Annotated in this window: 23 protein-coding genes and 1 tRNA gene; 15 read left to right on the forward strand and 9 right to left on the reverse strand. The window is 55.9% G+C overall.

What is annotated here, in order from left to right; translation table 11 throughout:
* The 5 genes from IEX86_RS01860 to IEX86_RS01880 form a co-directional block, all read right to left on the reverse strand.
* Positions 1 to 420, reverse strand: a 420-nt coding sequence (locus IEX86_RS01860) for a dihydrodipicolinate synthase family protein (RefSeq protein WP_188864365.1), incomplete at its 3' end; no start/stop codon positions are given.
* Between the two features lie 118 nt (positions 421 to 538).
* Positions 539 to 1,294 (reverse strand): FadR/GntR family transcriptional regulator, encoded by a 756-nt coding sequence (locus IEX86_RS01865; protein WP_188864366.1) that lies wholly within the window; start codon positions 1,292 to 1,294, stop codon positions 539 to 541.
* A 79-nt stretch (positions 1,295 to 1,373) separates the two neighbouring features.
* Complete coding sequence (locus IEX86_RS01870) at positions 1,374 to 3,110, reverse strand: ABC transporter ATP-binding protein/permease (RefSeq protein WP_188864763.1); 1,737 nt, start codon at positions 3,108 to 3,110, stop codon at positions 1,374 to 1,376.
* A 146-nt stretch (positions 3,111 to 3,256) separates the two neighbouring features.
* Complete coding sequence (locus IEX86_RS01875; RefSeq protein ID WP_188864367.1) at positions 3,257 to 3,814, reverse strand: response regulator transcription factor; 558 nt, start codon at positions 3,812 to 3,814, stop codon at positions 3,257 to 3,259.
* 21 nt (positions 3,815 to 3,835) lie between these two features.
* Positions 3,836 to 5,095 (reverse strand): ATP-binding protein, encoded by a 1,260-nt coding sequence (locus IEX86_RS01880; protein ID WP_188864368.1) that lies wholly within the window; start codon positions 5,093 to 5,095, stop codon positions 3,836 to 3,838.
* 129 nt (positions 5,096 to 5,224) lie between these two features.
* Here IEX86_RS01880 and IEX86_RS01885 point away from each other — a divergent pair, with 129 nt between their 5' ends.
* The 15 genes from IEX86_RS01885 to IEX86_RS24925 all read left to right on the forward strand — a co-directional run bounded on the left by IEX86_RS01885 (position 5,225) and on the right by IEX86_RS24925 (position 21,500).
* Entirely contained in the window at positions 5,225 to 5,974 is a 750-nt protein-coding gene (locus tag IEX86_RS01885; RefSeq protein WP_373290376.1) for an SIMPL domain-containing protein, read from the forward strand.
* 300 nt (positions 5,975 to 6,274) lie between these two features.
* Positions 6,275 to 7,876, forward strand: a complete 1,602-nt coding sequence (locus IEX86_RS01890) for an ABC transporter substrate-binding protein (RefSeq protein ID WP_188864369.1) — start codon at positions 6,275 to 6,277, stop codon at positions 7,874 to 7,876.
* Positions 7,877 to 7,945: 69 nt separating this feature from the next.
* Positions 7,946 to 9,544, forward strand: coding sequence for an ABC transporter substrate-binding protein (locus tag IEX86_RS01895; protein WP_188864370.1), 1,599 nt, complete (start codon positions 7,946 to 7,948; stop codon positions 9,542 to 9,544).
* Positions 9,545 to 9,753: 209 nt separating this feature from the next.
* The gene (locus IEX86_RS01900) at positions 9,754 to 11,346 is read left to right on the forward strand and encodes an ABC transporter substrate-binding protein (RefSeq protein WP_188864371.1); all 1,593 of its coding nucleotides are present in this window, start codon (positions 9,754 to 9,756) and stop codon (positions 11,344 to 11,346) included.
* 88 nt (positions 11,347 to 11,434) lie between these two features.
* Positions 11,435 to 13,027: an ABC transporter substrate-binding protein gene (locus tag IEX86_RS01905; protein WP_188864372.1), complete on the forward strand. Its 1,593-nt coding sequence runs from the start codon at positions 11,435 to 11,437 to the stop codon at positions 13,025 to 13,027.
* A 60-nt stretch (positions 13,028 to 13,087) separates the two neighbouring features.
* On the forward strand, positions 13,088 to 14,098 hold the full coding sequence (locus IEX86_RS01910) for an ABC transporter permease subunit (RefSeq protein ID WP_188864373.1): 1,011 nt from the start codon (positions 13,088 to 13,090) through the stop codon (positions 14,096 to 14,098).
* A 9-nt stretch (positions 14,099 to 14,107) separates the two neighbouring features.
* Positions 14,108 to 15,025 carry an ABC transporter permease subunit gene (locus tag IEX86_RS01915; RefSeq protein ID WP_188864374.1) on the forward strand — a complete coding sequence of 306 codons (918 nt, stop codon included), beginning with the start codon at positions 14,108 to 14,110 and terminating at the stop codon, positions 15,023 to 15,025.
* An 82-nt stretch (positions 15,026 to 15,107) separates the two neighbouring features.
* Entirely contained in the window at positions 15,108 to 16,151 is a 1,044-nt protein-coding gene (locus tag IEX86_RS01920; protein ID WP_188864375.1) for an ABC transporter ATP-binding protein, read from the forward strand.
* On the forward strand, positions 16,138 to 17,145 hold the full coding sequence (locus IEX86_RS01925) for a peptide ABC transporter ATP-binding protein (RefSeq protein ID WP_188864376.1): 1,008 nt from the start codon (positions 16,138 to 16,140) through the stop codon (positions 17,143 to 17,145). Before IEX86_RS01920 ends, IEX86_RS01925 begins: the two co-directional genes overlap by 14 nt.
* 211 nt (positions 17,146 to 17,356) lie before the next feature.
* Positions 17,357 to 18,808 (forward strand): anion permease, encoded by a 1,452-nt coding sequence (locus IEX86_RS01930; protein ID WP_188864377.1) that lies wholly within the window; start codon positions 17,357 to 17,359, stop codon positions 18,806 to 18,808.
* A 96-nt stretch (positions 18,809 to 18,904) separates the two neighbouring features.
* Positions 18,905 to 19,210, forward strand: coding sequence for a nucleotide pyrophosphohydrolase (locus tag IEX86_RS01935; protein ID WP_188864378.1), 306 nt, complete (start codon positions 18,905 to 18,907; stop codon positions 19,208 to 19,210).
* Positions 19,207 to 19,968, forward strand: a complete 762-nt coding sequence (locus IEX86_RS01940) for a methyltransferase domain-containing protein (RefSeq protein ID WP_188864379.1) — start codon at positions 19,207 to 19,209, stop codon at positions 19,966 to 19,968. Before IEX86_RS01935 ends, IEX86_RS01940 begins: the two co-directional genes overlap by 4 nt.
* A gap of 3 nt (positions 19,969 to 19,971) precedes the next feature.
* Positions 19,972 to 20,601: a DUF4136 domain-containing protein gene (locus IEX86_RS01945; protein WP_188864380.1), complete on the forward strand. Its 630-nt coding sequence runs from the start codon at positions 19,972 to 19,974 to the stop codon at positions 20,599 to 20,601.
* Between the two features lie 57 nt (positions 20,602 to 20,658).
* Positions 20,659 to 21,222 (forward strand): DUF4136 domain-containing protein, encoded by a 564-nt coding sequence (locus tag IEX86_RS01950; RefSeq protein WP_188864381.1) that lies wholly within the window; start codon positions 20,659 to 20,661, stop codon positions 21,220 to 21,222.
* The gene (locus IEX86_RS24925) at positions 21,222 to 21,500 is read left to right on the forward strand and encodes a GNAT family protein (protein WP_373290377.1); all 279 of its coding nucleotides are present in this window, start codon (positions 21,222 to 21,224) and stop codon (positions 21,498 to 21,500) included. The genes IEX86_RS01950 and IEX86_RS24925 overlap by 1 nt, the downstream gene beginning before the upstream one ends.
* A 98-nt stretch (positions 21,501 to 21,598) precedes the next feature.
* On the opposite strand, the gene IEX86_RS01960 is transcribed toward IEX86_RS24925, so the two are convergent.
* From IEX86_RS01960 to selA, 4 genes are all read right to left on the reverse strand, one after another.
* Positions 21,599 to 21,799, reverse strand: a complete 201-nt coding sequence (locus IEX86_RS01960) for a hypothetical protein (RefSeq protein ID WP_188864382.1) — start codon at positions 21,797 to 21,799, stop codon at positions 21,599 to 21,601.
* Between the two features lie 135 nt (positions 21,800 to 21,934).
* Positions 21,935 to 22,030, reverse strand: a tRNA-Sec gene (locus tag IEX86_RS01965).
* 5 nt (positions 22,031 to 22,035) lie between these two features.
* The gene (gene selB, locus IEX86_RS01970; RefSeq protein WP_188864383.1) at positions 22,036 to 23,958 is read right to left on the reverse strand and encodes a selenocysteine-specific translation elongation factor; all 1,923 of its coding nucleotides are present in this window, start codon (positions 23,956 to 23,958) and stop codon (positions 22,036 to 22,038) included.
* Positions 23,955 to 25,367 carry an L-seryl-tRNA(Sec) selenium transferase gene (gene selA / locus IEX86_RS01975; protein ID WP_188864384.1) on the reverse strand — a complete coding sequence of 471 codons (1,413 nt, stop codon included), beginning with the start codon at positions 25,365 to 25,367 and terminating at the stop codon, positions 23,955 to 23,957. Before selA ends, selB begins: the two co-directional genes overlap by 4 nt.
* Positions 25,368 to 25,403: the final 36 nt, after the last annotated feature.

Below are 25,403 nucleotides of genomic sequence, written 5' to 3' on the forward strand. Positions count from 1 at the left end.
GACCACCACGCCAAAGTTGACGGACTTGCACACGGCTTCTACGTGAGCCGCTACGCCTTCGGGGCTGGCTTCAGTCAGGTAGTGCGGCAGTAGCAGAATACCCTGGGCGCCCAGGCGCTCGGCTTCCTGAGCTTGCTGGATAGCGACGCGAGTCGGGCCACCGGCACCGGCGAGGATCGGAACCATGCCTTTGCAGGTATCCACCGCCGTTTTGATGATGTCGGAGTATTCCTTCTGGTCCAGCGAGAAGAACTCACCGGTGCCGCCCGCAGCAAACAGGGCGCTGGCGCCATAAGGAGCCAGCCATTCCAGGCGCTTGATGTAAGTATCGCGGCGGAATTCGCCTTGTACATCAAAATCGGTCACTGGAAAGGACAGCAATCCGGATGAAAGGGTGTGCTTAAGTTCTTGTGGATTCATTTTTGTTGCACCCTGGCCTGACGGCGTACAGAAGTTAATGAGACGGGATACTACCCGTTGTCAGTCATCGTACAACTATACATTCCAGGGTACAACTCCCCTCACACAGATTTTTTAATCAGCGTGAGGGTTGGCCAGCACCGACTTCTTCATTAGCCCGGCGTAGCCGTTCACGACTGTTGGTCAGGTGAAGACGCATTGCCGCACGTGCAGCATCAGTGTCTTGCCGAGCGATAGCGTTATAGATGTCCTCATGCTCACCATCCAGACGAAGCTGATAGCGCTCTTGGTCGTCATGGGCCAGATAAGCCGAGTTTAAGCGAGTACGCGGGATCAGAACGCTACTGAGGTACGTCATGATATCGTTGAAATAACGGTTGCCTGTGGACAGGGCAATTTGCAGGTGAAACTGCAGGTCGAAACTGACTGCTTCAGCAGGCTGCTCGGTACGGGCCTTCATCTGATCCAGCAGGCGGCGCATTTCCTGTAGCTGCTCGTCGCTGCGACGCTGTGCAGCCAGGCCGGCGGCCTCGACTTCCAGACTGATGCGCAACTCAAGCATAGCCAATACGTCACGCAAGGTCGTGATAGTAGCCGGATCAATGAACAAGGGGCCTTCAGCCGGACGCTCCAGCACAAACGTGCCGATACCATGGCGGGTTTCTACATGACCGGCAGCCTGCAAGCGCGAAATCGCTTCGCGAACCACCGTTCGGCTGACGCCCTGCTCCTGCATGATGGCCGACTCAGTAGGCAATTTGTCGCCAGGCTTCAAATCGCCATCAAGAATACGAGTCTTCATGACCTCAACAACGTTTTCGGCCAGACTGCGAGACTTTTTACGTGGGCGAGGCGTCACGTTACTGTTTTGCATAAGGGTTCATTCAGGGTGTCTTGGAAATATGCTCCATAATAGCGTAACAGCGTTGTAGGATGACCTTATTAATCTAAAGTTAGGCACCTTCATAGATGGTAACGTCCTTGAGCGTGCCGTCTTCCAGGCGCAGGATACGTTGATGGAAGCGTTGCAGGCTGCTCCGATGCCCCACACTTACCAAGGTCGTATGAGGCAAATACTCTCGTAACAAGTTGTACAAGGTGGCTTGATCTCGGTCATCCAGAGCAGACGTCGCTTCATCCAGAAACAGCCAGTCCGGCTGATAAAGAATGGCTCTCGCAATAGCCAGGCGCTGCTGCTCTCCTGGAGAAAGACGCCGCTCCCAGTGATGGGCATCGTCCAGGCCAGCGATCAAGTGGGCCAGACGGCAATGCCTGAGTACCGCCTCGACACGCTCCTTCGCATGCCACTCTCCATTTGGATAACTCAATGCAGCCCTCAATGTGCCAATGGGCAGATAGGGCCGTTGCGGCAGAAACAGACATCGACCTGCCGGAAGACTTATTGACCCGCTGCCATAAGTCCATAGTCCTGCCATGACCCTTAGCAACGTGCTTTTACCTCCGCCAGACGGACCGCTAATAAGGACATTTTCACCTGCCTCAATGCGACCACTGACAGGGTCAATAAGTGAGCGCTCCTGATTGGCCAGCGAAACCTGCAGATGATCGAACACCAACGCATCGCTATCACGCACCCGCGCGATAGAAGCGGACTGAGCTTCATGCTCGTGCATGGCTTCGCGAAAGCTCAGAATACGATCTGTCACTGCACGCCAATTCGCCAGCTGCATGTAAGCCTCAATGAACCAGCTCAGGCTTCCCTGAACATTACTGAACGAGTCGCTGATCTGCATCATATCGCCGAGCTGAATCTTGCCGCTGAAATACCGAGGCGCCGAAAGTACAGAGCCAATGATGACTGCAATTTGTGAGTAGCCCGAAGTGAAGAAGGTCAAGCGTTTCTGATAACGCATCAGCATCCAGAAGTTGCTCCAGACGTGCCTGAATCGCTCCTGCAACCGTTGCTGCTCGCTTTGCTCTCCGCCATAAAGCGCAATGCTTTCAGCATTTTCCCGAATGCGGATCAGCCCAAAGCGTAGGTCCGCCTCATAGCGCTGCTGTTGATTGCTCAAGCCAATCAACCGCCGACCAATATAGTGAGTCAGAACCGTACCAATCAGGGCATACAGCACGGCAGCCCAAAACATGTAATAGGGAATGGTAATGCCAAACAGCTCGATACTGCCCGACATGCTGATCAAGATAACGGAAAAGGAAACCAGACTGACAACCGTACGCATGAGCCCCAGGCCCAGGGACAACGTCATCCCTGTAAAGCTGTTCAAGTCCTCGGCAATACGTTGATCCGGATTATCTGCCCCACCCTTCTGTTCTAGGTGGTAGTAATTGCGGTGCCGAAGCCACAACGAGAAATGCTGCTCGGTTAGCCAGCGGCGCCAGCGAATGGTCAGCATCTGCGTCAGGTAAAGCCGGTATACGGCCAGCAGAATAAACAAGCCTGCCAAGCCGCAGAAATACAAGATAAGCCGCGTGAACGCCTGCAGATCATGAGTCTGCAAGGCATCATAGAAATACCGGTTCCAGGTATTGAATATCACTGAAAGGCCAACGCCTGCCAGAGACAGGATGATTACGGCAATCAGCAGCAACCACGCTTTCTTTTTGTCTTCACTGCGCCAGTAAGGGACCGTCAGCGCCCATACGCGAGACAGTAAAGGGCCTTCAGTCGAGGCATATACAGGCGGTACAGCGGTATCGTTCTCAGTCATCATCCCAGCTCGGCAAGCATGTAACAACGTAACAAAACGTAATCATAGGGCAGCCGAGCTGAATGGTTTCTGTCACAACAAACGTAACAAAAGATTTCAGCTGAAAATTTTACTGATCCCTTTCTAGGCAGAAAGAGATCAGTCGATCAGCGACGAACCGGACGCTTTTGCAATTTGCGCTGCAGCGTACGGCGATGCATGCCAAGTGCACGTGCCGTTGCTGAAATATTGCCATCGTGCTCGTTTAATACACGCTGAATATGCTCCCACTGCAACCGATCTACCGACATCGGGTTTTCCGGCACGAGACTGTCCACGTCGGCATGCTGAGAAAGAAGCGCGGTCAAGACATCATCTGCATCAGCGGGCTTGCACAGGTAATTTGTAGCCCCGCGCTTGATCGCCTCGACGGCAGTGGCAATGCTCGAATAACCGGTCAGAATCACGACACGCATGTCGGGATGCAGCTCAAGCAGCTTGGGCAGCAGGACAAGACCGGAATCGCCTTCCATTTTCAGATCCAGCACGGCGTAATCCGGCAGGTCCTGCCTGGCCAGCTCATACCCTTCTTCCGCAGAGCCAGCTACCGATACGCGCAAGCCGCGACGGTCCATGGCGCGCGCCAGAACGCGGGTAAAGGTGGCATCGTCATCAACCAGCAGCAGATGGGGCTGCTCGTCGTCATGTTGAATATTTTCGCTCATTGCAATCCTCGCGACAGCAGTTCAGACCAATGGATACTGGCGTGGTAAACGCAGCTCGGTCAGCGTGCCGCCTTCTTCATGGTTGTACAGCTTCACTGTACCACCGACACGGGTCACACTTGCCTGACTCAAGAATAACCCTAGACCAAAGCCCTTGCCCTTGGTCGTAAAGAATGGTTTTCCGATCTGCTCGGCAATGGCCAGAGGTACGCCCGGCCCACGGTCTCTGATGGACAGGCAAATTTCCATGGCATTCCACGACAGGGTTATCAGCAGGTTATCCGGGCAAGCATCGGCAGCATTGTTCAGGAGATTCAGTAAGGCCTGGGTCAGATCCGTAGGCGGGATCAAGCGAGGCGCCGCCCCCACACTGGGGCATTCAAAACGATAACTGACCTCAGGACGCATCAGGTGCCAGCGACTCAGGACGGCCTCCAGCCATTCGAGTGCGGTCTGCTCATGAATGGTCTGGCGACGATCCGCCTCCGCAGCCCGCACAAGCTGCTGCAAGGTTTCCTTGCACAGTTGTACCTGATCCTGCAGAAGCGTCAGGTCCTCTTGCAATTCCGGCTTGTCGGTATACTCCTGACGCAGCTCCTTGAGCAGTACGCTCATGGTCGACAGTGGCGTTCCCAGCTCATGGGCAGCGCCTGCCGCCTGCGTAGCAACTGCCAGCAATTGCTGATCACGCATGCCTTGTTCACGGCGCTGAGCCTGCAAGAGTTCCTGGTGGCGGAGCGCTTCAGCCATCTTGGCTACGAAAAAGGTGATCAGTGATGCCGAGAGCGCAAAGCTCAACCACATGCCGTAACTGAGTATCTCGCCACCCGGATTGACCAAAAGTTGCAGCGGCCGAAACCAGATCAGCATTAGCGTAAAGCTAACCAGCGCAAGGCCTGCCAGCAGTAGCGTATACAGCCAGGGCAGCGTTGCTGCCGCAATGGTCAACGGCACCAGATAATAAGACACGAAGGGGTTGGTCGCCCCACCCGCGTAATAGAGCAGCACACTGTGAATAAGCAGATCGAAGGCAAGATGCGCTGCATATTCCTGCTCGGTTACAGGCCAGTCCCGACGCAGCCGTAGCGCCGTGATACCACAGAGCAATGCGGACAACCCCAGCGTAGCACTGATGGCGAGCCATGGCAGCTCAACAATATTAGAGAGCCAGGCAGCACCTACCGAGCCGGCCTGTGCCGCCAGTACCAGTACACGAATGAGAACGAGACGACCCAGGTTTTGACGACTAGCGGATAACCACTGCACGGGAGATTCAAACATGTATTTATCCAGGGGCGACGAGTATAACGGTGGCTCTGGCCCATTTCTGTCCGCAAGGCGCGACATAGCGCCGCACAAACCCCTAGGATAGAACGGAAGTCACCGTTAATGAACGAAAGGAGTTCCATAATGCCTGTCTTTTCCCGTCTCGCCACGTCACACGCCCTGGCAAAACACTTGGCCAAAGGCGTGACATCGATCATGGCAGCCGGTGCTCTGCTGAGCGTTTCCCAACTGGCGCAAGCCGAAGAGCCTCGGTACAACCAGATCAGCCTGCGTGCCGAAGTCAGCCAGGACGTTCAGCGCGACCGCATGCAGGTAACGCTGTATACCGAACAACAAGGCACTGACCCTGCCAAATTGGCGGCAGAAATCACCAAGGCGCTCAACGAAGGCGTAGAGGCTGCGCGCAAGGTCAGCGGTGTCGAAATCAGCCAGGGCGGACGTAACAGCTTCCCGCTATATGATGACAAGCGCCAGAGCATTACAGCATGGCGCGAACGGGGTGAACTTCATTTACAGAGCAGTGATTTTGCAAGCCTTTCGCGCCTTACCGCCGACCTGTTAGGCACGCTGAAAATGGGCGGCATGACATTTACCGTCTCGGATGAAACACGTAAGAAAAGTGAAGACACGTTGCTTAAAGAAGCCGTTAATGCCTTTAAAGCACGTGCTCAGCTGGCAACCGAGGCACTGGGCGGTTCTGGCTACAAATTGGTAAACCTTAACCTGATTACCAATAACGTCTCGGGCCCCATGCCCATGATGCGAATGAAAGCCATGGCCTACGCCGAAAGCGCTCCCAGTCAGGAGATCGAGGCAGGTACTAGCGCTGTTTCTATAACAGCCGACGGAGTTATAGAAGTACAGACGCCCTAAAAAGGTGCAGACACTTACCTAACATTGCCCCGCCTTGGTGCACCTTATACTTGCGGTAACACAATTTGGTGCTGTTACCGCAAGGACTTTTCAGTTATTCCGCTCTAGCACGCTCGTTTTTATATTTTTGCGACACAAAGTTTCAGCGTTAATCCATCAAGTGGACCTGACTCATCAGTCATCCTATTACAGGCATATCTTCTGCATAGGGTCCGCCCAATGACCCAAAAAGTCTCAACTGTTTCTGTATGACCCAAGCGCACCGATCGCCTGAGTCGACATCAGCCATCCGAGGTCTGCATGCATAAGAAATTACTTTCATCTCTCATTGCGGCTGGTTTATTGGCCGGAACTCCATTGGCTCAGGCAGCCAGCAACCTGGTTTTCTGCTCTGAGGGCAGCCCGGCGGGCTTTGATCCTGCGCAATACACCACTGGTACAGACTTCGATGCCTCTGCCGAAACCATGTTTAACGGTTTGAGCGAGTTCGAGCGGGGCGGCACCAAGGTACAGCCTGGTCTCGCGACCAGCTGGGATGTCAGTGAAGACGGCAAGACCTACACGTTTCATCTGCGCCAGGGTGTGAAATTCCATACAACGGATTATTTCAAGCCGACTCGCGAATTCAACGCGGATGATGTGCTGTTTACCTTTGAGCGCATGCTGGACAAAAACAATGCGTTCCGTAAGGCCTACCCCACCGAGTTTCCCTACTTCACCGATATGGGCCTCGATGAAAATATCACCAAGATTGAAAAAGTAGATGACCACATAGTGCGCATGACACTGAAGGAAGTCGATGCTGCTTTCATTCAAAACCTGGCTATGCCCTTTGCCGGTATTCAGTCCTCTGAATATGCCAATCAGTTGCTCAAGTCGGGAAAACCAAGCGATATCAATCAAAAGCCGGTAGGCACTGGCCCTTTCATCTTCAGTCGCTATCAGAAAGACGCTGTGATTCGCTTTAAGGCCAACAAGGACTATTGGGATCCGGAAGAAGGTGCCAAGGTGGATAACCTGATCTTCTCGATCAGCTCCGATGCCTCGGTCCGGATGCAAAAGCTCAAGGCAGGTGAATGCCAGATTACGGTGTATCCGCGCCCAGCCGACCTGGAAGGGCTCAAGAACGATCCCAACCTGGAGGTGCCTTCGCAACCCGGCTTCAATGTTGGCTACTTAGCTTACAACACTCAGCATCCACCCCTGGAAAAGCTGGAAGTTCGCCAGGCATTGGACATGGCCATTAACAAACAGTCCATCATTGATGCCATTTACCAAGGTGCTGGCCAGCGGGCCGTCAATGGTATGCCGCCGACACAGTGGTCCTACGATAACAGCCTCAAAGATGCTTCTTATGACCCGGAAAAAGCCAAGGCGTTACTTAAGCAGGCAGGCATAAAGGAAGGAACGGAAATCACCCTCTGGGCGATGCCGGTGCAGCGTCCCTATAACCCGAATGCACGCCAGATGGCTGAGATGATCCAGCAGGACTGGGCCAAGGTGGGTATCAAGGCCAAGATCGTCAGCTATGAGTGGGGCGAGTACAACAAGCGCGCCAAGGCAGGCGAGCATGACACCCTGCTGATTGGCTGGTCCGGTGACAATGGTGACCCGGATAACTGGTTGGGAACACTTTATGGCTGCGATGCCATCGGGGGTAACAACTACTCTCGCTGGTGCCAGCCGGACTACGACAAGCTGATCAAGGCAGCCAAACGCACCACCGATCTGGACGAGCGTACCAAGCTGTATATGCAGGCACAGCAGATCCTGAAACAGCAGGTACCGATATCACCGATCGCTCACTCGACGGTATATCAACCCATGCGCAAGGAGGTCCAGGGCTTCAAGATCAGTCCCTTTGGATTGAACGAGTTCTATGGTGTCAGCGTCAGCAAGTGATTGGCGGCGGAGCGTTCGTAGGGTAAAACCTCGGGCGCTCCGCCTTACTTGACTGACGGGAACTCATCCATGCGTACGTCCTTCGCCCTCTCCTTACTTACTGCAAGTCTGCTTGCAGCCACGCCACTCGCCCAAGCGGCGAGTAATCTGGTGTATTGCTCCGAAGCCAGCCCGGCTGGTTTCGACCCCGCCCAATACACGTCTGGGACCGAATTCGATGCGTCTGCCGAGACGGTATTCAATCGACTGGTTCAATTTGAGCGTGGCGGTACCACTCTGATCCCTGGATTGGCTGAGAGCTGGGAGGTTTCTCCAGACGGAAAGGTTTATACCTTCCATCTGCGCAAAGGCGTGAAATTTCACACGACTGACTATTTCAAGCCGACACGTGAGTTCAATGCCGACGATGTCGTATTCACGTTTCAGCGTATGCTCGATAAAGAGCACCCGTTCCGTAAGGCCTACCCTAGTGAATTCCCCTATTTCAGCGACATGGGCCTGGACAAGAACATCGCTAGTATCGAAAAGCGAGACGATTACACCGTTGTCTTTATGCTGAATCAGACCGATGCCGCCTTTGCCTCGGACCTGGCAATGAGTTTTGCCTCTATCCAGTCAGCTGAATATGCCAATCAACTGCTAAAGCAGGGCAAGACGGCCGACATCAACCAGTACCCGATTGGTACCGGACCTTTTGTATTTAGTCGTTACCAGAAAGATGCTGTCATTCGTTACAAGGGTAACAAAGACTACTGGAAGCCTGAGGACGTCAAGCTCGATAACCTGATCTTTGCCATTACGCCAGATGCCGCGACCCGCCTTCAAAAGCTCAAGGCGGGTGAGTGTCAGGTCAGCGGTTATCCACGCCCGGCAGACATTGCTGACGTCAGGAAAGACGCTGCGCTGAAAGTGCTTCAACAACCTGGTTTCAACCTGGGCTATTTCGCTTATAACGTGCAGCATCCGCCACTGGACAAACTGGAAGTTCGTCAGGCGCTGGACATGGCAATCAACAAAAAAGCCATTATCGAAGCCGTCTACCAGGGCAATGGAAAGCTCGCCACCAACCCCATGCCGCCAGCGCAGTGGTCCTATGACGACACGATCAAGGATGCACCCTACGATCCGGAAAAAGCCAAGGCGCTACTTAAACAAGCGGGCATCAAGGAAGGCACTCAGCTCAACCTGTGGGCAATGCCGGTCGTCCGCGCCTCCAACCCTAATGCGCGCCTGTCTGCACAGATGGTGCAGGCGGACTGGGCCAAGGTCGGCATCAAGGCCAATATTGTTAGCTACGAATGGGGTGAGTACATCAAGCGTGCCCGCCAAGGTGAGCATGATGTGATGATCTATGGCTGGACCGGCGATAATGGTGATCCAGACAACTGGCTGGGCGTGCTCTATAGCTGCGATGCGATCAACGGCAGCAACTATTCCAAATGGTGCAGCCCGGCCTATGACAAGCTCATCAAACAGGCCAAGATCAGTAATGATCGTGAAGAACGTACTCGTTTGTACAAGCAGGCGCAGCATGTTTTGAAAGACGCCGTACCGATCACGCCGATCGCCCATTCGATCGTTTATCAGCCGATGCGCAAAGAAGTTCAGGACTTCAAGATCAGCCCGTTCGGGCTTAGCGCGTTCTATGGCGTCAGCCTTGCTCAATGATGAGCAGGCTGTTCTGTATTGCCGCCGGTGGCGTGCTCGATCAGCACGCAAGCAGCCGGCTAGCCTGGTCTCCCCTGGCGCAACGCTCCACCCGAGCGATGCCCGCGAGACCTGGCAGGGATACTTTCCGCCGATACCCATCGACGGGATTCCACGCGGCAGCGGTCGCAACCCGACTGTTACCGCCTCACCAGGGAGCCTAACGAAAGATGAAAGCTGCATTCGGGCTGAATACCTGCCTGTTGGCTGTTGCATTGACAACGGCTGTACAGGCGCAAGCCAAAACGTTAGTGGCATGTACCGAGGCAAGTCCGGAGACGTTTGACCCGGCGGTCCATTCCTCGCGCTATACAGCCGATGCGGCAGACGAGCCTCTTTACAACCGGTTGGTGGAATTCAAACCCGGTACGACGGAGCTTCAGCCGTCGCTTGCCGAGCGATGGGAGATCAGCCCAGACGGGCTCCAGTACACATTCTATCTGCGCAAGGGCGTGAAATTTCATAGCACCAGCTCTTTCAAGCCCACCCGCGAGCTGACGGCTGATGATGTGATCTGGAGTTTTGAACGCCAGATCGATCCCAAGCACCCCTGGCATGAGCTGGCCAGCAAGGGCTTCCCCTTCTCCGACTCGATGGAGATGCGCAACATCATCGACCATATTGAAAAGGTCGACGACCATACGGTGCGTTTTGTGCTTCAGCATGAAGAGTCCCCCTTCCTGGCTGATCTGGCCATGGGATTCACGTCGATTCTCTCTGCCGAATACGCAGACCAGCTGCTCAAGAGCGGGAAAACCGATGACCTGGGATTCAAGCCCGTCGGTACAGGGCCTTTCATTTTCGAGCGCTACAGCCGTGACTCACAGGTGCGCTACAAGGCCAACCCTGACTATTGGAAGGGTGCGCCAGCCATCGATCTGGTACAAGCCATCACACTGGACTCCAGCGTGCGTCTGCAACGCCTGAAACGAGGCGAATGCCAGATTTCACTGACACCCAAACCGTCAGACGTTCCGGCGCTAAAAAAAGACCCCAACCTGAAGGTGCTTAGCGTCGAGGAGCTTACCATAGGCTTCAATGCGCTGAACGTAACGCACAAGCCACTCAATGACTTACGTGTACGCCAGGCCATTGCCATGGCGACCGATCAGGAGGGTACTATCAAGGCCCTTTATGGCGAAGGCGCTGCCAAGGCAGTCTGGGGACCCTACCCTCCTGCCATGTTGGGCTATAACTCTGCTATCAAACTCTGGCCTTATGATCTGGAAAAGGCCAAGCAGCTGCTGACCGAAGCGGGCTACCCCAACGGCCTAGAACTGACCTACATGAGTTCTACTGGCTCTGGCCCTTCGGGAAACACCCTTCGGGTCGCTCAGCTATTTCAGGGGGACATGGCCAAGATTGGTATCAAGGTCAATATTCGCCAATATGAATGGGGCGAATTCGTACGCCGTGGCAAGCAGGGTGAGCACGATATCCTCAGTATGAGCTGGGTCAGCGATAATGCTGATCCAGATAACTTCCTGTCGCCCAACCTCACCTGCTCTGCGGCCAAAAACGGCGAGAACCGTGCACGCTGGTGCAATGCTGAATTCGATTCGCTGGTAGAACAGGCTCGCCGCACCAGCGATTTGGACAAGCGCGCTGAGCTCTACCGCAAGGCCCAGGAGATCTTTCACAACGAAATTCCCTGGATTCCCACCTCACAACCCGTGAGGAACGTTGTGACACGCAGCAACGTCAGCGGCTTTGTCATGAGCCCTCTGGGTAAAAACGATTTTTCAACTGTGCGCCTGGATTAAGCGCTTTTCCCAAAAGAAGACGAGCCCGATCAGGCTGATCGAGGCTTGCTCTATGCCGTAGACCGGTTACAGACCTAGGAGCATCCCTATGCATGCATTAACACGAATCGCGCTTGCCGTGAGTCTGCTTGGCGCCGCCGCCATGACTCAAGCCAAACCTCTGGTGGTATGTACAGAAGCCAGCCCCGAGGGCTTCGACATTGCCCAGTACACTGCAGCTACTACAGCCGATGCCTCGTCAGAGACACTGTTTGATCGGCTGGTAGACTTCAAGCCTGGCACTACTGACATCGAGCCTGGCCTGGCGGAGCGTTGGGAGGTCAGCGAAGACGGCATGACGTACACCTTCCACCTGCGCAAAGGGGTGAAATTTCAGACGACCGATTACTTCAAGCCTACACGCGAGTTCAATGCTGACGACGTGATGTGGAGCTTTATGCGGCAATACGATGCCAAGCATGTATGGCATGACAAGGCACAGCATGGCTTTCCCTATTTCGAAGCCATGGGGCTGCAAAACCTGATCAAATCGATCGACAAGGTCGACGACCATACAGTCCGTTTTGTACTCAATCGACCAGAGGCGCCTTTCCTGCGTGACATGGCGATGGGCTTTGCCTCTATTTACTCAGCTGAATATGCAGCCCAACTGGAAAAAGCCGGCCAGTTCGAACAGCTCAACTTCAAGCCGGTTGGCACCGGCCCGTTCATCTTCTCGCGCTACACCAAGGATGCCCAGGTACGCTTCAAGGCCAACCCTGAGTACTTTGGAGGCAAGCCGCCCGCTGATGGCCTAGTCCTTGCCATCACCCTCGACAGCAATGTACGCCTGCAGCGGGTTAGAGCTGGTGAATGCCAGGTCGCCCTATATCCCAAACCGGACGATATTCCAGCCATCCGCAAGGACCCGAACCTTAAGCTTGCTGAAGGCGAAGCACTGCTAATCGCCTATGTTGCCATGAATACCGAGCACAAACCGCTGAACGACGTTCGTATCCGGCAAGCGCTCAACCTGGCCTTCGACAAAAACGCCTATATCAAAACCCTGTTTGGTGAGGGCAACGCTGTACCTGCCGTCAATCCTTACCCCTCTACCCTACTAGGGTATAACCGTGATATTCAGGACTGGCCCTACGATCCTGAAAAGGCACGGGCGCTCCTGAAAGAGGCTGGCATGGAGAAAGGCCTCAAGCTGACTGTGTTTACGCGCTCAGGTGGTGGCCCTACCAACCCGAACCCTGCGCTGGGTGCCCAGATGCTCCAGGCTGACCTTGCAAAAGTCGGCGTGCAATTGGAGATCCGTAATCTGGAGTGGGGCGAGCTGATTCGCCGCGCCAAGCAGGGTGAGCACGACCTGCTCTTTTTTGGCTGGGCGGGTGACAACGGTGATCCGGATAACTTCCTGACACCCAACCTGTCATGCGATGCTGCAAAGTCTGGCGAAAATAGCGCACGCTGGTGCAACAAGGACTTTAACGCCTTGTTGGATAAGGCACGTGCTAGTCAGGATGAAAGCGAGCGAGCTGAGCTCTACAAGCAGGCTCAGGTGATTTTCCATAACGATGCACCCTGGATTCCATTAGCCTACCCCAAGCTGTTCAATGTCATGCGCAGCAATGTCGAAGGCTTCCACCTGAGTCCACTGACCAATAACAACTTCGCAACAACGCACGCAAAATAAGAAGACGGAAGCAGGCAAGGGATATCCTTCCCTTGCCTCCGATGAGGAGTATTCAACCCCATGTTCAGTTTTATTGCCCGCCGCCTGGGCTTGCTGATACCGACGTTTTTCGGTGTCACGCTACTGACTTTTTCCCTGATTCGCATGATTCCTGGCGATCCGGTAGAGGTCATGATGGGTGAGCGCCGTGTCGACCCACAAATGCACGCCGAAGCGCTGCATCGCCTTGGGCTCGATAAGCCGCTTTACCAGCAATATTTCGACTATCTCAGCAACCTTGCCCACGGCAACCTGGGAGAGTCTCTGATTACCCGTGACAACGTCTGGCACGAGTTCACCACTCTGTTCCCGGCCACCCTGGAACTGGCCCTCTGCGCCATGATCTTTGCCACTGTACTGGGCCTTCTCGCCGGTGTAATTGCAGCGCTTCGCCGCGGTTCGCTGTTTGACCATGGCGTAATGGGCATATCCCTGACGGGCTTTTCCATGCCGATCTTCTGGTGGGGCCTGATCCTCATCATGTTCTTTTCGGTACAGCTCGGCTGGACCCCTGTATCGGGTCGGATCGACCTGCTTTATGACATTGAGCCTAAAACGGGCTTCATGCTGATCGACAGCCTGTTGTCTGATGAAGAAGGCGCATTCATGGATGCTCTGCATCACCTGATCCTGCCCTCTATTGTGCTAGGTACGATTCCGCTGGCGGTGATCGCCCGGATGACACGCTCAGCCATGCTGGAAGTGCTGCGTGAAGACTATGTGCGTACTGCTAAGGCTAAAGGCCTGTCACCGGCCCGTGTCGTCTTCATCCATGCTCTGCGTAACGCGCTGATTCCGGTTTTGACCGTGTTAGGTCTGCAAGTCGGCAGCCTGCTTGCCGGTGCCGTACTGACCGAAACGATCTTCTCCTGGCCTGGCGTAGGCAAATGGCTGATCGATGCCATTTCCCGGCGCGACTATCCCGTCGTGCAGAACGGCATCCTGTTGATCGCCACCCTTGTCATTGTGGTGAATTTTGTCGTGGACATCCTCTACGGCTTCGCCAATCCCCGCATCCGCCATCAGCGCTAAGGAGGCCTCATGGAACGTACTTTGCCACAAGGCGCTCAGGTCGAAGACCAGGTCATCTTGTATCCGTCTCCCTACAAGGAGTTCTGGAAAGCGTTTTCTCATAACAAGGGTGCCGTGGGCGGCTTGCTATTCATGACCATTATCGTGGTCTGTGCCCTGTTCGCGCCTTGGGTTGCGCCACATGATCCCAGCGAGCAGTTTCGCGATTTCCTGCTGACGCCACCTTCCTGGCTGGAGGGCGGCACAACGCAGTTCCTGCTGGGGACCGACGAGCTGGGCCGTGACCTGCTGTCCCGCTTGATTCATGGCGCGCGCCTGTCGCTGATGATCGGTCTGGCCTCGGTGATCTGCTCGCTGATTCCCGGCATTCTGCTGGGCTTGATTGCAGGCTTTTCACCTACGCGGGCCGGCCCTTTTATCATGCGCCTGATGGATATCATGCTGGCCCTGCCATCGCTGCTGCTGGCTGTAGCCATCGTAGCGATTCTTGGCCCAGGCCTGTCCAATACTGTCATCGCGATTGCCATTGTTTCACTGCCGTCCTATGTACGACTAACCCGCGCAGCCGTCATGGGTGAAGTGAATCGGGACTACGTGACCGCTGCTCGATTGGCAGGCGCCGGCCCCCTGCGCCTGATGTTCGTGACCGTTCTGCCCAACTGCATGGCGCCCCTGATCGTTCAAGCCACCTTGAGCTTCTCCTCGGCCATCCTGGACGCGGCGGCCCTGGGCTTCCTTGGACTCGGCGTACAGCCGCCAACCCCTGAATGGGGCACCATGCTGGCGTCGGCCCGTGACTATATCGAGCGAGCCTGGTGGGTAGTTACCCTGCCCGGCCTGACCATTCTGCTGAGCGTACTGGCTATCAACCTGATGGGTGATGGTCTGCGTGACGCTCTCGATCCGCGCTTGAAGGTGCAGTCATGATCCGCTTGCCAACTGTTGTCCGTTTGTTTCGAGCGAGCCGCACACTGCCCCTCGACGCCTATTTATTGATCAAGGAGCAGCCATGAGCCTCCTGGAAATCCAGAATCTGAATGTCCGCTTCGGCGGTAAAGATGCCATCCCGGTCGTGGAAGGCCTTGACCTGACAATTGACCAGGGCGAAGTCCTGGCCATTGTCGGCGAGTCCGGCTCCGGCAAGTCCGTGACCATGATGTCCGTAATGGGCTTAATCGAGGCCCCTGGTGAGGTTACGGCTAATCGCCTGAACTTTGCTGGTCAGGACCTGCTAAAGCTCAAAGGTCGTGCCCGGCGCCAGCTGATCGGCAAGGACTTGTCGATGGTCTTTCAAGACCCGATGACCGCCCTGAACCCTAGTTACACCGTGGGCTACCAGATTGAGGAAGTGATTCACCAGCACCTTGGCCTGAGAGGCCGCGAAGCCCGGCAACGAGCACTCCAGTTGCTTGAACGGGTGGAAATCCCAGGTGCCGCCAGCCGCCTTTCTGCCTATCCCCATCAGCTCTCTGGCGGCATGAGCCAGCGTGTAGCCATTGCCATGGCCATTGCGGCAGAACCCAAGCTGCTGATTGCCGATGAACCAACGACGGCGCTGGACGTTACTATCCAGGCGCAGATCATGGATCTTTTGCTCAACCTTCAGCGTGACGAAGGCATGGCATTGATCCTGATTACCCACGACCTTGCAGTCGTAGCTGAAACAGCCCAACGGGTCTGCGTGATGTATGCCGGGCAAGCAGTGGAAACCGGCGTCGTGCCGGATATCTTCCAGGCGCCCAAGCACCCTTATACGGAAGCGTTACTGGCCGCTATTCCCGAGCATAGCCTCGGAGAGCGACTCTCCACGCTGCCGGGCATCGTGCCTGGCCGGTACGACCGCCCCAAGGGCTGCCTGCTTTCACCACGCTGCCCTTACGCGCAGCCACGCTGCCTGGAGCGCCCCGCCCTTGAGCCCTATACCCATAATGGTATCAGCGGCTCGGTCCGCTGCTTCTTCCCTCGCAACCTGAACCCTGAGCAGTGGCCGGAAGTGTTGCCGGAGTCCCAGCGTCCTAGTCATCTACCTGGAGAAGCCCATGGCCGCGCCTGATTTGAATACCAACGCCGCCAAACCTGCGGACAGCGTACTCACCGCCCGTGCGCTGACACGTCACTACCATGTATCACGCGGCATGTTTAAGGGCCAGGCGACTGTACGCGCCTTGAATGGTGTTTCGTTCGATCTTGTGCCTGGCAAAACACTGGCTGTCGTAGGCGAATCCGGCTGTGGCAAGTCCACACTGGCACGAGCCCTGACACTGATTGAAGAACCGTCTTCCGGCTCGCTCAGCATTGGTGGCCATGAGGTCAGTGGCGCCAGTGCAGCGGTACGCAAACAATTGCGCCGTGACGTGCAGATGGTGTTCCAGAACCCTTATGCCTCACTCAACCCACGGCAAAAGATTGGTGACCAACTGGCAGAACCGCTGGTTATCAATACCAATCTGTCCCGCAGTGAGCGTCGCGACAGGGTTCAGGCCATGATGCAACAGGTAGGCCTGCGTCCAGAGCACTACCAGCGCTATCCGCACATGTTCTCTGGTGGCCAACGCCAGCGGATTGCCGTGGCCCGTGCGATGATGCTCAATCCCAAGGTACTGGTAGCGGACGAGCCAACGTCAGCCTTGGACGTTTCCATCCAGGCACAGGTACTCAACCTGTTCATGGACCTGCAGCAGGAATTTCAGACGGCATACGTCTTCATCTCCCACAACCTGTCGGTGGTGCGTCATATCGCCGATGATGTAATGGTGATGTATCTAGGCTGTACCGCAGAAAAAGGCCCGCGTGACGCGCTGTTTGAAAAGCCTCTGCATCCCTATACGCAGATGCTGCTCTCGGCAACACCGAGCCTTCAACCCGATACCAGCAAGCCACGCATCAAGGTTCAGGGCGAGCTGCCTAACCCGCTGGATCCGCCACCTGGCTGTGTGTTCCATCGCCGCTGCCCGTATGCAACCGAGCGCTGCAAGACGGAGGTTCCCGTCCTCCGTGACGTAGACAACCGTCAGGTTGCCTGCCACTACGCTGAAAACTTTCTTTGATCCAGGACAGCGCCAGACTTTTCAGTCTGGCGTTTACTAACTCCCATCGCTAATGGCCACCCTGTTGTCGGATGGCCGCCGTTTGTCTTGGTCTTACTGAACTGCTAATCAATAAAAACAATCAAGTCAATTAGCCCTTGGTTGAACTAAACGATTGAGCCGTCTCACTTTGGCGTTAAGATCGCAAACTCTTTAAAGCATGGGAGTTAAAATGAAATCGCTGGCCAAGCTGATGGCGCCACTGATTGTGGCGATCGTCATTGCAGCCTTGCCCGTTCCCGAGGGACTGGCACCGCACGCATGGCATTTCTTCGCAATTTTCTTGGGCTGTGTGATCGGTCTGATCTTTGAACCCTTACCGGGCGCTGTCATAGGCCTGATTGGTGTGGTGGTGGCTGCGGTGCTGGCACCCTGGGCCCTGTTCTCGCCCGAACAACTGGCGCAGCCCGACTTCAAGGTAGCCGACAAAGCCTTTACCTGGGCGGTTTCCGGCTTTACCAATTCAACGGTATGGCTGATCTTTGGTGCCTTCATGTTTGCCCTAGGCTATGACAAGACCGGACTGGGCCGCCGGATAGCCTTGTGGCTGGTGAAAACCATGGGCAAGCGAACCCTGACACTGGGTTACGCCATCATGCTGGCCGACACCGTACTGGCGCCTTTCACGCCCTCCAATACGGCACGCAGCGCCGGTACGCTCTACCCTATCCTGCGTAACCTGCCGCCGTTGTATGACTCGCACCCAAACGACCCAAGCATGCACCGTATAGGCACCTACCTGATGTGGGTAGCGATCGCATCGGCCTGCGTGACGAGTACGCTGTTTCTAACAGGCATTGCGCCAAACCTGCTCGCTGTCGCGTTGGTAGAAAGCTCTACAGGCATTCGCATCACCTGGGGTGAGTGGTTCATGGCCACCGCGCCAGTTGGCATTTTGCTGCTCGCCTTGTTGCCGCTTCTGAGCTATTGGCTATGTCCACCGGAGTTGAAGTCCGGCGATGTCGTACCAAAATGGGCAGCAGAAGAGCTGTCCAAGATGGGTAGCCTGACGCGCAATGAAGTCATCCTGCTGGTCCTGGTTGTCTTGGCCCTGGCCATGTGGATCTTTGGGACTGCCGTCATTTCACCCGCACTGGTTGGCATGCTCGTGATCAGTCTCATGCTGATTATCGGCATCGTGACCTGGAACGATATCCTCAGTAATAAAGCTGCCTGGAACACCTTTGCCTGGTTCGCCACGCTGGTTGCCCTGGCAGACGGCTTGAACATGGTCGGCTTCGTAAAATGGTTCGGTATGTTGATGGCCAACTATCTTGGCCATTTCGACCCCACCGTAGCGATGGTCCTGCTCACAGTAGTCTTCTACCTGCTGCACTACTTCTTTGCCAGCGCCACAGCCCATACCACCGCATTGCTGCCTGTCATGGTAGCGGCGGCGGCGAGCATTCCAGGTATCGATATGCATACCTTCGTACTGCTGCTTTTACCCACCATCGGGATTATGGGCATCATTACACCTTATGGAACCGGCCCTAGCCCGGTTTATTACGGCAGTGGTTACCTGCCGGGCCCCATGTGGTGGCGTCTGGGTGCAATCTTTGGCTTCCTGTTCCTGGCTACATGGTTGGGTATTGGCACGCCCTGGCTGCTGATGACACGTTAAGCCGCTACGCTTTCGTGTCAGTCCATGGAAAAATGCGGCGCTTATCGAGCGCCGCATTGCTTTCTGTTCAAGCCATGCGGCCATATGGAGCCTTGCATGGACCTTTCCGAACTGACCGCCCGCCTGCATGCCATTCGCGATGCTAATCAGTGGCGCCGCTATCACAGCCCCAAGAATCTGGTCATGGCCGCCAGCGTTGAAATGGCAGAACTGACTGAAATCTTTCAGTGGAAGACTGAGGAAGAATCTCATCATCTACCGGCCGAGCAACTCGAACATGCTGGCCAGGAAATCGCAGACGTTATGCTTTATCTCCTTCAACTTTGTACAGAACTCGGGCTCGATATGGAAACAGTTGTCCGCGCCAAACTGGCCGATAATGAACGGCGCTTCCTCCCATGACCGATACTTTTTTCGATGACCGCGCCATCCGCTTTGCAGAGAAAATCTACGGCAATGCCAAGGGCGCCATCCGGCTGGCCGTGCTCCAGGCCGATTTAAAAGAGACCTTGCCTGATCGCCCCTTGCGGGTACTGGATATCGGCGCGGGGCTGGGGCACATGGCACTCTGGCTGGCGGAGCAGGGCCACACCATTACGCTGGCTGAGCCCTCACCGCCCATGCTGCAAGGTGCTCGCCATCGCTTCGATGAATCAGGCCTTGAGGCCACGTTTATCGAGGCACCCTGGCAGGAATTACCCGGGCTTGTCGATAGCCGCTTTGACTTGGTGCTCTGTCATGCTGTGTTGGAGTGGCTGGCCCAGCCGCATACTATTCTGCCAGCGCTCTTACGTCTTACGGCCCCGGATGGCTACCTCTCGCTGGCTTTCTACAACCGGGATGCGCTCATTTACCGAAACCTTCTAAAAGGCCATTTCAAAAAGCTCAAACGACAGGACTATGCCGGTGAAGGCAAAGGTCTGACACCTCAACAACCACTTGATCCCCGTGAGCTGGAAAGTGCAATGAGCAGCAGCTGGCAGATCATGAGCCGCAGTGGTGTTCGTGTTTTCCATGACTACATGCCAGTTGATTTTCAGGGTAAGGTCAACGAAGCCGATCTGATCGAAATGGAGTTAGCCCATCGACGGCATCCTACCTTTGCAGGGCTTGGCCGTTATCTGCACTGGATTTGCCAACCTCGCGTTCTAGAGGAGTGACCTATGCGTCGCCTGTTTGCTTGCGTCGTTATCACCTTGGGGCTGACTGCCTGTCAGAGCCAGAATCCCTATACCGCCAGCGCGCTGCCTGAACTGGCTGCACCGACGCTTGCTGCTCCAGACCGCATAGACCCAAGCAGCTATCCGGCGGCGCCGCTCGACTACAGTCGCTATCGTAGTTGGGCATGGGCAACCGAGGGCGTCCGCATAGCTGGCAACTCATCCCAGCCGATGGATAGCAGTACCCTTCAGGACGCTATCAGCGCGCAGCTTGACCAGCGCGGCCTGCGTCCAGCGCCTGCCGGCACCCGGCCTGATGTCTACGTAAGCGCAACCATTCGGCAAGAGCAGCGCGTCGTCTACGACACCGATTATTACGGGGGCGGTGTCGGTTACGGTGGCCATCCTTACGGCTATGACCGCTGGGGCACATACGGCGGGACCGGCTACAGCCAGACCCGCCCTCGGTATTATCTAGTTGAGGTGCTGGGCATTGAATTGGTCGACGCGCAAAGCCGTAAGCGAATATGGAGCGGCAGCGCCGAGGAACGGGGTGGCAATAGCCAAAGCGCCCGTGCCCAATCGATCCGCGAAGCCGCTCGTCGCGCACTTGAGCAGTATCCTCCACACTGAAGATAAAGCGTGCAGGGTCCGGTCTTATAGTCATTATCGTTTAGTCGGAGAGTGACCATGATCCGTCGTTTGCTTGTTATCGCGTTTACGCTTGCCCTGACGGCGTGCGAAACCAATACCGTTAACCGAGACTACGATCCTGGCCGCGATTATGCCGCCTATCGGAACTGGACGTGGGCTCAGCCCGCCGTCTCCTATAAACCTGAAGACCCTCGTCTGAAAAGCGACCTGACCGACCAGCGTATCAAGGATGCCGTGAGCGGCCAGTTGGACCAGCGCGGCCTACGTCCTGCCACAGTTAACGGACCGGCGGATCTGCAGGTTCGCGCTTATCTGATCACTGACGAGCGCCATGGCCAAACGATGCGTACCGACCCTTACTGGGGCAGTCCCTGGGGCTACTGGGGTCCCTGGGGCAGCGGTGGCTATACCCAAACCCAAACGTTTACCTACCAGGTGACTACCCTGCAAATCGACCTGCTCGATAGGCGTGACGGAAAACTGGTATGGCGTGGCAGCACCGAGCTTTCCTCTGATCAAACCGCTGATACACCTGCACAACGTACGACGGCTATTAATACGGCAATTAGCAAGATTCTGGCGCAGTATCCGCCCCGCTAATGAGTACGGCACTGACGCACCGCCCGGCCACGTATGATGATTTGCAGGAGATTTGCCAATTTCTGCAAAGTCCCGAGGAGCTGTTTTATAGTTATCCGAGCGCTTCATGGCCGCTAACTGCCGAGCAATTAGCCGAGGCGTATGCCAGCCGTAAAGGCAGCACGGTTGTATTGCTGGAGAATCGACTGGCTGCCTATGCAAACTTCTTCCGTTGCAAGCCGAGCATGCGGCCTGTTTCAGTACCAACACACCTGGCTTGCTGCTCTATACGCGCCTAGGGTATCTGCCAGTTTCCATAGAGGAGCGCTGCAATCCATTCGGGCAACGGACAGTATTGATACATCTACGCAAACGCCTCTGAAGCCATAAGCGCTCATTACATGCGAGCAAGCACAGCGAAATCGCCACCCACCTGCATAGGTGCCGTGCATCCGTAGGGCTCGTATCCATAGGCGCAGTCTGTTGAAACAGACGTCACGGCCTCAACAGGCGGGGCTGAAGGCAGGTATAGGCCAAGCCCACCCAAGACCGCTAACAAGATCAGAAAAAGAAAGGCCGAGCTGGCTCTCATCTTCATACGTCACCTCCACTGCACATACGGGCAACTTGGCGCCAGCAGAACAAAGGGCGTCACGCGCTGCCTTGTAATACTCAGTATAGATAAGATTCAGAAAAGGAAAGCCGCCTGTACGTACGTTCAGGCTGAAAGAAATGGCGGAAGGCAGTGAGAGTCGAACTCACCCGGGAACGGCTGCCGTCCCCAACCGGGTTTGAAGCCCGGCCGCGCCACCGGGCACGATTGCCTTCCATCAATTAACTCGAATGCTCGACCTCAGTGACCAGCGCACTGTCTGGACGGATCTTGCGTTCATCGCCAATTCGGCGAGTCAGGCCGATCCGATCGAAGAATTCGAGTATCTGGATTGTGCGTTTACGTCCGATCCCGAGACCATCCCTAAACGCTGCTGCGCGAATGATCCCCTCTTCGCGCTCAAGACGCAACGTCAATTGTACCAAATGGTTTATCGTAACCTCAGGATAAAACAAATCTTTGACGATTTGCTGCAGCTGACCCAGCCGGGCCAGCTTACGTAACAAGTGACGTACCGAGGCTTCATCCTCTCCGGCTTCACGCGCCAGATCGCGCACCCAGGGAGGATCAAAACGGCCTGTCTCAAGGAGGGGCCAGAGCTTTCCTTTAAGGGCCTCTTCCGCCTCGGTCAAGCGAACCCGATGGCCTGGAAGGTGCAGCCACGGTCCACTGGATTCAATCTGACTGGACGCCATAAGGCTTTCCAGCAGCGCGATAAACACAGGTCGCTCCAGTTGCGGCAAGGCAAAGCGCCGCAGCCGATCACGATCCGGCCCCAACTCATCAGGCTGTTCGGCATGGAAGGCTTCAAGCCGCTCAAGCAAAACCGCTTGCAACTGCTGCCAGCGAGCCGTATCGAATAGACGAATACCTTGCCGGGTGGAAACCTCCATGACCTGCACCGGCAGCTGCCAACGCGCCCTTGGCCGATTGAACTGACGCTCCAGCACCGCAGGCATTACACCGTTGTCGGCCCGTTTGAGCAATTCCGGCAAGGCCTCCTCGAACGTACCCTGACGTAACGCCTCAAGTTGCGCCAGGCGCGCCGGGGTACGTCGATTACGGGCAGGCCCGAACGGGTCCAATACACGCCCACCGCCAATGGTGCGCTGCGCAGACTGGTCCCGCAGAACCAAATGATCCCCATGGGCAGCCTGTAACGGTGAGTTGAGTACCAGCTGCGCCAAGGTACGGCCGCCGGGTGCCAAGACGCCCTCATCTTCCAAAAGCGCTATCCGCCCGGTCAGATTCTGGGCACCCAGATGCACATGTACGGGAGTCCAATGCGCCAGCGCCTTAGCCTCGCTACCAAGCAGGTGCAGATCGATATCGACGCGTGTAGAGGGTGCGTGAAGCGCTTCATCAAGCAGCCAGTCGCCTCGCCGGATCTGCTCGACATTGAGCCGGTCACCCGCCAGGTTTACGGCCACACGCTGCCCGGCATGGGCAGCCTGGGCCTCCTGATTCTGGGCATGCAATCCTCGCACGCGTACGCGGCGCCCCAGCGCGCCCAACAGCAACTCGTCCCCAACCGCCACACGGCCATCAAAGGCGGTTCCTGTCACTACCACGCCCGCGCCTGAAACACTAAAGACACGGTCAACTGCCAGTCTGAAATACCCCTGATCACTGCGGGTCAGAGCCTGCTCAGCCTGATTCAGCAACGCAGCACGTAGCGCCTCAATGCCCATTCCCGTCTGGCTTGAGACAGGAAACACCGGAGCGCCTGCAAGTGGTCCACCCGCTAGCAACGCATCGATTTCCTCCTGTACCAGCTCGATACGCTCGGCATCAACGCGATCCGTCTTGGTCATGGCGACCAAGGCGCGCTTTATGCCCAGCAACTCGACAATGGCCAGATGCTCACGCGTCTGCGGCATCACCCCGTCATCAGCTGCTACTACCAACAGCACAAGATCGATCCCACTGGCACCGGCCAGCATGTTGTGGACAAACCGCTCGTGCCCCGGGACATCAATAAAGCCGGTCAGCTCGCCATTGCCCAGGTCGGCATACACATACCCAAGGTCAATGGTAATGCCTCGTTCCTTTTCTTCACGGCGGCGATCACCCTCTACACCTGTCAGAGCGCGGATCAGGGAAGTCTTGCCATGATCGATATGGCCTGCCGTTCCGACGATCATACGTCCCACCCTTCTACTGAAAGCACTCCTAACTGCTCCAGAAAGCCAGCCTCATCATCAAGCTGACGCAGATCTAACCAGAGCGCATCGTCATCGATGCGGCCTATCACCGGGACAGGTAGCTGTCGCAGGGCTTCTTCCAAAAGGCGCAATGCACGACCTCGCAAACGCTTGGAGCTGTTCGGCCGCATGCATAACGCTGCGCTGGGTAAACGGGCAACAGGCTGCGTACCACTGCCGATCATGCCTAGCGTAGACTCATTCGATACCTGCCAACGCTCGCCCAGCGTACGGGACAGAGCGCCCATAACGCGCTGCACCTGAGCCTGGATATCTGCTTGAGCACGGGAGAGCAGTCTGAGACTGGTCAACCGTTCACCGAGACGATTCGGGTCTCGATAAAGCGCCAGGACGGCCTCAAGCGCAGCCAATGTAATTTTATCGACACGTAAAGCTCGTTTGAGCGGGTTCTTTTTGATACGGGCAATCAAGTCTTTATGTCCGACAATGATTCCGCATTGTGGGCCACCGAGCAGCTTGTCTCCGCTAAAGGTCACGATATCAGCCCCGTCGCGCAGCGCTTCCTGAACCGTTGGTTCCTTGGGCAATCCCCAGCGCGTCAGGTCTACAAGCGAGCCGCTACCCAAGTCTTCCAGCAAGGGCACGTCATGAGCACGGGCGATGGTAGATAGCTCGGGAGTCGCCACACTGCTGGTAAACCCTTGAACCGTATAATTGCTGGTATGTACGCGCATGAGCAGACCGGTACGCTCGGTAATAGCAGCCTCATAATCCTTGGCATGAGTGCGGTTGGTTGTGCCTACCTCGACCAGCTTGACGTTGGCACGTGCCATGATGTCAGGAATACGAAAGGCTCCGCCAATCTCGATCAGCTCGCCACGTGAGATGATTCCCTCCTTGCGAGCGCCCAGGCTGTTGAGCGCAAGCAATACGGCGGCTGCATTGTTATTGACTACCGTAACCGCTTCAGCGCCAGTCAACTCACGGATCAGACCAGCAATCAGATCATCGCGGTCACCCCGCTTGCCCGTGGCAAGATCAAATTCGAGATTGAGGGGATAGCGTGCAGCAAGCGCCATTGCCTCGATTGCCTCTTCGGGCAGCAACGCACGCCCCAGGTTGGTATGCAACACAGTTCCGGTCAGGTTGAACACACGCCGGACCTGGCGCTGGTTTCTCGCAGCCAGACGCTCTCCGGCTCGTCCAGCCAGAATGGCCTCCTCGATTTCTGCCTCACTGATTTGTCCCTGTCGAAAAGACTCACGCAGCTCATCGAGCAACTCGCGAAAAGCCTTGAGCAATGCTTCACGGCCATAGCGATCAATAAGCGGTACAGCAGCAGGATGACGTAACAGACGATCAACAGAAGGCAGACGGACGGCGGTCATGCAGGCCTCATAACAAAAACATGAGCCTGGAGTTTA

Origin of the sequence: Pseudomonas asuensis, from assembly GCF_014646755.1 — a bacterium.
Classification (GTDB): Bacteria; Pseudomonadota; Gammaproteobacteria; order Pseudomonadales; family Pseudomonadaceae; genus Chryseomonas; species Chryseomonas asuensis.